This window comes from Actinomycetospora sp., assembly GCF_055612215.1.
In genome coordinates, this window is the sequence record NZ_JBVPVA010000894.1 from 1 (window position 1) to 6,948 (window position 6,948).

At 72.9% G+C, this 6,948-nt stretch carries 9 protein-coding genes and 1 pseudogene; all 10 read right to left on the bottom strand.

Annotation, left to right across the window (positions count from 1 at the left end):
* Window positions 1–243: pseudogene (locus tag AC0CYZ_RS24355) on the bottom strand (hypothetical protein); the annotation flags it as partial.
* Window positions 240–1,397 carry a hydrogenase formation protein HypD gene (gene hypD, locus AC0CYZ_RS24360; RefSeq protein ID WP_472220128.1) on the bottom strand — a complete coding sequence of 386 codons (1,158 nt, stop codon included), beginning with the start codon at window positions 1,395–1,397 and terminating at the stop codon, window positions 240–242. The gene hypD and the pseudogene AC0CYZ_RS24355, both read right to left, overlap by 4 nt.
* On the bottom strand, window positions 1,394–1,681 hold the full coding sequence (locus AC0CYZ_RS24365) for a HypC/HybG/HupF family hydrogenase formation chaperone (protein ID WP_472220130.1): 288 nt from the start codon (window positions 1,679–1,681) through the stop codon (window positions 1,394–1,396). Before AC0CYZ_RS24365 ends, hypD begins: the two co-directional genes overlap by 4 nt.
* Window positions 1,681–2,043 (bottom strand): hydrogenase maturation nickel metallochaperone HypA/HybF, encoded by a 363-nt coding sequence (locus tag AC0CYZ_RS24370; RefSeq protein ID WP_472220132.1) that lies wholly within the window; start codon window positions 2,041–2,043, stop codon window positions 1,681–1,683. The genes AC0CYZ_RS24365 and AC0CYZ_RS24370 overlap by 1 nt, the downstream gene beginning before the upstream one ends.
* 15 nt (window positions 2,044–2,058) lie before the next feature.
* A complete protein-coding gene (locus AC0CYZ_RS24375; protein WP_472220135.1) occupies window positions 2,059–2,691 on the bottom strand; it encodes a hydrogenase maturation protease in 633 nt (210 codons plus the stop codon).
* Window positions 2,688–4,052, bottom strand: a complete 1,365-nt coding sequence (locus tag AC0CYZ_RS24380; RefSeq protein WP_472220137.1) for a hypothetical protein — start codon at window positions 4,050–4,052, stop codon at window positions 2,688–2,690. The genes AC0CYZ_RS24375 and AC0CYZ_RS24380 overlap by 4 nt, the downstream gene beginning before the upstream one ends.
* Window positions 4,049–4,732: a DUF6084 family protein gene (locus AC0CYZ_RS24385; RefSeq protein ID WP_472220139.1), complete on the bottom strand. Its 684-nt coding sequence runs from the start codon at window positions 4,730–4,732 to the stop codon at window positions 4,049–4,051. Before AC0CYZ_RS24385 ends, AC0CYZ_RS24380 begins: the two co-directional genes overlap by 4 nt.
* Entirely contained in the window at window positions 4,729–5,415 is a 687-nt protein-coding gene (locus AC0CYZ_RS24390; protein ID WP_472220141.1) for a DUF5947 family protein, read from the bottom strand. The genes AC0CYZ_RS24385 and AC0CYZ_RS24390 overlap by 4 nt, the downstream gene beginning before the upstream one ends.
* A complete protein-coding gene (locus AC0CYZ_RS24395) occupies window positions 5,412–5,966 on the bottom strand; it encodes a NifU family protein (RefSeq protein ID WP_472220143.1) in 555 nt (184 codons plus the stop codon). Before AC0CYZ_RS24395 ends, AC0CYZ_RS24390 begins: the two co-directional genes overlap by 4 nt.
* A 2-nt stretch (window positions 5,967–5,968) precedes the next feature.
* A partial coding sequence (locus AC0CYZ_RS24400; RefSeq protein WP_472220145.1) for a nickel-dependent hydrogenase large subunit occupies window positions 5,969–6,948 on the bottom strand: 980 nt, incomplete at its 5' end.

Below are 6,948 nucleotides of genomic sequence, written 5' to 3' on the forward strand. Positions count from 1 at the left end.
GCGGAAGGCCTCGACGAACACCGCGTCGATGAGGGTGTGGGTGGCCTTGCCCCCGGCCCCGTGGGCGAGGGTGACGCGCTCCTCCCGCACCCGCGGCTTGCGCCGCCGCGCCCGCTCGATGCGCTCGAGGACCTGCTCCTCGGTGCGCAGGTGCTCCGCGCCGGCGTGGGTCGCCACGGCCTCCTCGGCCCAGCCGGCGTTGACCGTGGTCCCGTGCGGGCTCCCGTTCCGGGTCGAGGTCATCGCCGCACCACCACGGGGTCGGCGAGCATCGTCGTGCCACCGGCGCGGACGCGCTCGCGGCTGAAGCGACCGAAGTTGTAGTAGGCCGCGCAGGCGCCCTCCGAGGACACCATGCAGGTCCCGATCGGGGTCTCGGGAGTGCACGCGGTCCCGAAGACCTTGCACTCCCACGGCTCGAGGACGCCCTTGAGCACCTCGCCGCACTGGCACGCCTTCGGGTCGGCGACCCGGACCCCCGGAACCTGGAAGATCCGCTCGGCGTCGAACCGGGCGTAGGCCTCGCGCACCTGCATGGCGGACTGGGAGATGAAGCCCAGGCCCCGCCACTCGAACCAGGGCCGGAGCTCCATCACCTCGCCGATGACCTCGAGGGCCCGCCGGTTCCCGTCCCAGGGCACCACCCGGCTGTACTGGTTCTCGACCTCGCAGCGGCCCTCACGCAGCTGGAGCATCAGCTGGTGGACCGACGCCAGGATGTCCAGCGGCTCGAACCCGGCGGTGACCAGCGGCTTGCCGTGGCGGGCCGCGATGAACCCGTAGGGCCGGCACCCGATCACGGTGGACACGTGGCCCGGGCCGAGGAAGCCGTCGAGGCGCAGGTCCGGCGAGTCGAGGATGGCCTTGATCGCCGGGATGATCGTCACGTGGTTGCAGAAGATCGAGAAGTTCTCGATCCCCTCACGGGCGGCCCGGAGCACCGTCATAGCGGTCGACGGGGCGGTGGTCTCGAACCCGATGGCCATGAACACGACGCGCTTGTCCGGGTTGTTGCGCGCGATCTTCAGGGCGTCCAGGGGCGAGTAGACCATCCTGATGTCGGCGCCGGCGGCCTTCGCGTCGAAGAACGAACCGTCCCCGCCGGGCACCCGCATCATGTCGCCGAACGCCGTCATGATCACGTCGGGCTCCTGCGCGATGGCGATCGCGTCGTCCACGCGTCCCATCGGGAGCACGCAGACCGGGCAGCCGGGTCCGTGCACGAGCCGGACCGAGTCGGGCAGGTGGTCCTCGAGCCCGTGCTTGTAGATGGTGTGGGTGTGGCCGCCGCACACCTCCATGAAGGCGTAGCGACGGCCCGGCTCGGCCAGCTCGGCGATGCGGGCGGCGAGCGCCCGCGCGGTGTCCGCGTCGCGGAACTCGTCGACGTACTTCACAGCCCCTCCTGACCGACGGCGCTGGTGGTGAAGTCGGCCATCTCCTGGTCGAAGGTCGGCCCCATGGCGTGCAGCATCTCCAGGGCGGCCTGGGCCTCGCTCTCGTCGATCTTGGCCAGGGCGAAGCCGACGTGGATGAGGATCCAGTCGCCGATCGCGAGCTCCTCCTCATCACGGACGAGGCCGACGTTGACGCGGCGCCGCACGCCGGCCACGGAGACCAGCGCCAGGTCGGTGTCGTCGGTCGGCATCTCCACGAGCTCCCCCGGAATGCCCAGGCACATCAGCGCACCTCCTGCCCGCCGGCCACGCGGCCCGCGATGGTGATCGATTCCAGGACGAGGTCGTCGCCGTGGACCAGCTCGAGGTCGTGCGCACCGCAGCTCCCGCACGCGGTGACGAGCTCGTCGGCGACAGTGGGATGACCGCAGCCGCGGCAGCGGACCTCGACCGCCACCTCGACGACCTCGACGTGGGCCCCGTCGGCCACCCCGCCCTCGCCGACCAGCGCGAACGCCTGGTCGAAGACGTCGCGGTCGAGCCGTTGGAGGGCGCCCACGTGCAGGCGCAGGGCCGCCACCGGACGCCCGGCGGCGCGCGCCTCGACCGCCTCGAGCACCGATGCCGCCACGCCGAACTCGTGCATCCCGGCTCCTCCCGCTCAGCGTCCGTGCTCGGCTACATCGCGCGCAGGCGCAAGTACCGCTTGACGTCCGGGATGGACTCCTTCACCACCCAGCCGGCACCGACCAGCACTGCCGCCACGAGAATGATCTTCATCGGTCGTCTCCTTCGTCCGTGGTTCCAGGGAGCGGCCCTCGACGAGCCGCTCGACGAGCCGGTGGATCGCGCCCACGGCCGCGTCCACGGCGCCGGCCACGGGCGGGGACAGGCCCATGCCCGCGCCGAGGTGCGCCGGCTCGCACCCGAGGACGAGCACCCGGTCGAGCCCGTGGGTCCCGACGCCGCGGGCCAGGGCGCCGATCAGCTCGAGCACCGCGTCCGGTTCCATGCCGTGCGGGTCGAACGCCGCGTCCCCGGTCATGGCGGCCAGGTCGTGCTCGAGCAGGTAGAGCGACCCGGGCGGCCCGCCGCCGTGGGTCGCGTCGACGACGACGAGCACCCGGTAGCCCTCCAGCACCTGGTAGGCCAGGTGCATCCCGCGGATACCGACGTCGACGACGTCGACCTCCCCGGGCAGGCCGCCCGAAGCGAGCAGGCGCCGAGCCACCTCGGAGCCGAAGCCGTCGTCGGAGAGGAAGACGTTGCCGACCCCGGCGACGAGCGTCCTCACGACGCACTCCCCGGTCGGGCACCGAGCGCGAGCTCGTCGGGCCGGAAGTACCGGTACCGGCCGTGGAGGGCCTGCAGGTCCGCGCCCGGGTCGTCGTCGATCGAGACCGCGACGTGGGTCTGCCCGTCGACGTCGCGCAGGACGGCCTGCACGGTGGCCGCGACGCCGCGCAGGAACGTGTCCTGCGCGTCGCTGCCCGCCCCGGGGACGAGGATCACCGCGCTGCCTCGCGACACCAGCTGCCCGTCGACCGCCGCGGTGTCGGTGTCCGGATCGACCGACGCGTCGGCGGCCGGGTCCCACCACGGCACGCCCGGCGTGACGAGGGTGGGGATCGCGTCCGCGTCGGGGGCCCGCCCACCCGGTCGGACCGTGCCGTGGAGACGTTCGAACATGGCCGGGCCCATGGCATCGAGGGCGTCGAGGATCCCGGCCGCCCGCGGGTCGGTGGCGCGCGCCTCGCGCTTCTCGTCGTCGGTGAGGGCGAGGGTGCGCAGGCTGAGGATCTCGTCGTTCTCGGTGCCGTCGAAGAGGTCGGTGGGGCTCTCCGGGGCGAGCTGGGGGTGGTCGTCGAGGATGATCGGTGACGCCAGCACGAGCCGGGTGTCGCCTTCGGGGCCCGCGAGCACCGGCCAGCTGTGCTGGTTGACGCACTCGGCCACGGCCGGGCGCGCCCACTCCGGGGGGTCCGCGCTGGAGAGGAAGGCGCCGGCGTCGAGGCCCAGCACGGTGTGCGCGGAGATCAACGACGAGCGGAGCACCTCCTCGCGGACCTCGCCGGCGCCCGCGACGGCGTCGTTGACCACGTCGACCCGCAGCCGCAGCGCTCCGTAGGGACCCGGCACCGGGACGGCGGAGACCAGGAGGTGGCCCGTGATCGGCCGGGTGGTCCGGACGTAGGAGCCGTGCACGGTGCCGGAGACGTCGGTGATCGGCTCACGGGTCTCGGTGCCCGGGAGGGTGATCGGCACGCTCGTGGTGCCCTCGCGGAGGTCGTCGACGCGCACGGCGGCGTCGACCTGGCGGGGGAGGGCCTCGTCCCACGCGAAGTGCGGGTCGCCCTCGACGGTGAGCTCGTCGAGGGGTGCGCCGTCGGGCCCGACGAGGGTGCGCTGCTGCACCTGCAGGAACCGCACGCGCAGGCGCAGGGCCGCTCCGGCACGGGGTTCGAGCAGCAGCTCGGTGCGGCTGCGGCTGGGCTCGGCGAGTCGCTCGGACGCCTCGGGCGGCACGAGGACACCGAACTGCCAGCGCAGTGCGTTCTTCTGCGCCGAGGCGCGGTAGGGGTAGAGGAGATAGCCCTCGAACAGGACCGCGTCCGCCACCGCGGCCACCGCGTCGAGGGGATCGGGGGTGCTCATGACGACGGTCCCCCGGCCTCGTCGAGCAGCGTGTCGAAGGTCTGCTCCCAGGTCGGGAGCGCCCGCGCGGCGCGCCAGGCCGAGAGCCGCGTCAGGGTGTCCTCGGGCAGCTGCAGCCAGGCGGTGCCGCCGTGGTGGGCGGCCATCATCCGGGTCCACACGTCGATCGGGAGCCGGAACGTGGTCTCCGAGCTCCACGGGACCAGGCCGACCTGGACCCCGGTGGCGGCATCGGGGGACTCGTAGAACACGGTGCCGCTGAACAGCAGGAGCAGCGGGACCTCGCCGCCGTCGGCGAGTCCGCGGAAGTAGCGGGTCGCCGCGACCTCCGTGTCGTAGGTCAGCGGCACCTCGAGGACGAGCTCGTGCTCGCCGGTGAACGAGGTGGTGACGCTCGCGACCGTCGCGAGCTGCATCGGGTTGAGGGTGCGGCCCCAGCGCTCGGGGTCGCCGAAGAGCTCGACCAGGCGGCTCTGCTCGGTGGGGGAGTAGCGGCGCCGGGCGGGCTCGATGCGGATCTGGCTGCTCAGCGCGAGCGCATGGATCCGCGTCCCGGTGGTCTCGGTGATCGTGAGGGACAGGCGCAGGGTCGGGCCGAGGGCGTGCGCGTCGTGGTCGGCGCCGGTCACCGCGAACCGGAATGCGGGCCCGGGGGCGGTGCGGGGGAACGGGAGCGTCACCGGGGCACCTCCCGGCTGCGGGCCTCGACGGCATCGAAGAAGGCGTCGATGTGCCCCCACGCCTCGGCGCCACCGTCGAAGCCCCGCCAGTGGCGGCGGACGAGGCCGACGAGCCGGTAGCAGGCGTCCACCGGGACGAGCACGCAGCGGGTCGCCGTGCCGTCCCGGGTGGCGCGACGGACCAGCAGTGCCTCGACGTCGGGCTCGAGCAGCGCGGCGAGCCGGCCGCCGCCGACGCCCTCGGACCAGTGGGCGAGGTCGAGCTCGCTCTCCGTGGCGCCGGCCGGGCTGGGGTAGCAGGCGAGCACCGACGGCCCCGACCCGGCGGCATCCGGCACTCCCGTGCTGAGCAGGAAGAACGCCATGCCGACCGGGATCTGCAGGGCGTCCCACTGCTGGTCGGTGAGCACGAACTCGGGGTCGCGCAGGTAGCGGTCGGGAATCGTGCGGAAGCCCGAGAACGCGCCGGCGGGCGCGTCGGCGGGGCGGTCCCGGAACAGGAGGGCGCACGGCCGGCACGCGCACTTCAGCGAGCGCTCCGCGATGTGCACGAGGTGCGGGTGCTCGGCGGCGACCTCGGTGCCGCACAGATCGCACCGCTCGGCCGGGACGGCGGGTTCCGTGGGTCCCGGACGTGCGGTCAGGAACCGCCGCAGGCCCGCGACCTCCGGGCCGGCCGTCATGACCCGGCCGCGGCGACGGTCGAGGTGCCCGGGGGCCGCAGCCCGATCTGCAGCAGCGCCGGCCCCGGCGCCTCCGCGGCGAACTCGACCGCGGCCACCTCCGGGGCGAGCTCGGCCACCGCGGTGCGCACGACGTCGCGCACCGTGTCCGACGACGACCCGCAGCCTGCGGCGAGCGTGACGTGCACGGTGCCGGTGTGGGTGTCCACCCGGTCGAGGGTGATGCCCGAGCCGTGGCTGCCCAGCCGGCGCCGCGCGGTGTCGAGCGCGTGCCCGACCCGCACCGGCAGCTCCACGGGGTGCAGGTCGTGGAGGGTCAGCAGGGCCGCGACCAGGGGGTCGGCCGCCATCCGGTGGACCATCGTGTCGCCGGCCCCGAGCCGGACGATCGAGATCATCTGGGCGAGACCGGCGCCGTAGAACTGCATGAGGACCCGCACCAGGTCCTCACCGACCTCGCGCGAGGTGTCGTCGGTCGAGAGCTCGTCGAGCAGCTCGGTGATGGTCCCGGCGACGGCGCCCGGGTCGGTGTCCTCCTCGGGGGGTGCCATCGTCAGGGCAGGTTGAGCTGGGTCGGCGACGTCTCGCGGTGCAGCTGTTTCCCGTCGCCCAGGTACATGTGCACCCCGCACGGCAGGCAGGGGTCGAAGCTGCGGACGGCCCGCATGATGTCGATGCCCTTGAAGTCCTCGGGCTTGTTCTCCTCGAAGATCGGGGTGTTCTGCACCGCGTCCTCGTAGGGCCCCGGAGTGCCGAACTTGTCGCGCACGCTGCCGTTCCACGGCGTCGGCGGGTAGGGGTGGTAGTTCGCGATCTTGCCGTCGCGGATCACCATGTGGTGCGAGAGCACGCCGCGGACGGCCTCGGTGAAGCCGACGCTGACGGACTCGTCGGGGACCTCGAACGACTCCCAGGTCTTCGTGTTCCCGCCGCGGACCTCGGCCAGCGCCTTCTCGAGGAAGTACATCGCCGCGGCCGCGGCGTAGGCCTGGAAGTAGGTCCTCGCCCGGTCGCGCTCGATCGCGTTGGAGAGCGGCCGGCCCTGCTTGTCGACCGGCGGGGACCAGGTGAAGGTCTTCTCCGGCCTGTTCACCGTCTTCGGGAGGTTGAGCTCGACGCTGTGCCCGGTGGAGCGGACGTAGCCGATGTCGACCTGGTCGGCCAGGGCGGTGGCCCAGAGGCGGGCGATCGGGCCGCCGCCGGTGTCGAGGGCCAGGTGCTCCTTGCCGTCGAACCAGCGCGGCGACATCGTCCACGAGTACTTGTCGTCGAAGTCGCGCTTCTGCGGTGCCGGGATCGTGTGCTGGTTCCACGGGTGGCGCTGGTCGACCGGGTTGCCCAGCGGGTCGTGCGTGACGAAGACCTCCTGGTCGGCCCAGTCCCGGTAGAACGAGTGGCCGAGCAGGATGCGGATGCCGAGGTTGATCTCGGTGAGGTCGTTGGTGACGAGCCTGCCGTCGACGACGACGCCGGGGGTGACGAACATCTTTCGTGCCCACGCCGTCATGTTGCGGTAGGTGAAGTCGCAGTGGT

Bases quoted from the DNA above. Each gene is read 5' to 3' on its own strand.
- AC0CYZ_RS24380 (WP_472220137.1), bottom strand. From the start codon at position 4,052: ATGAGCACCCCCGATCCCCTCGACGCGGTGGCCGCGGTGGCGGACGCG.
- AC0CYZ_RS24365 (WP_472220130.1), bottom strand. From the start codon at position 1,681: ATGTGCCTGGGCATTCCGGGGGAGCTCGTGGAGATGCCGACCGACGAC.
- AC0CYZ_RS24390 (WP_472220141.1), bottom strand. From the start codon at position 5,415: ATGACGGCCGGCCCGGAGGTCGCGGGCCTGCGGCGGTTCCTGACCGCA.
- AC0CYZ_RS24395 (WP_472220143.1), bottom strand. From the start codon at position 5,966: ATGGCACCCCCCGAGGAGGACACCGACCCGGGCGCCGTCGCCGGGACC.
- AC0CYZ_RS24370 (WP_472220132.1), bottom strand. From the start codon at position 2,043: ATGCACGAGTTCGGCGTGGCGGCATCGGTGCTCGAGGCGGTCGAGGCG.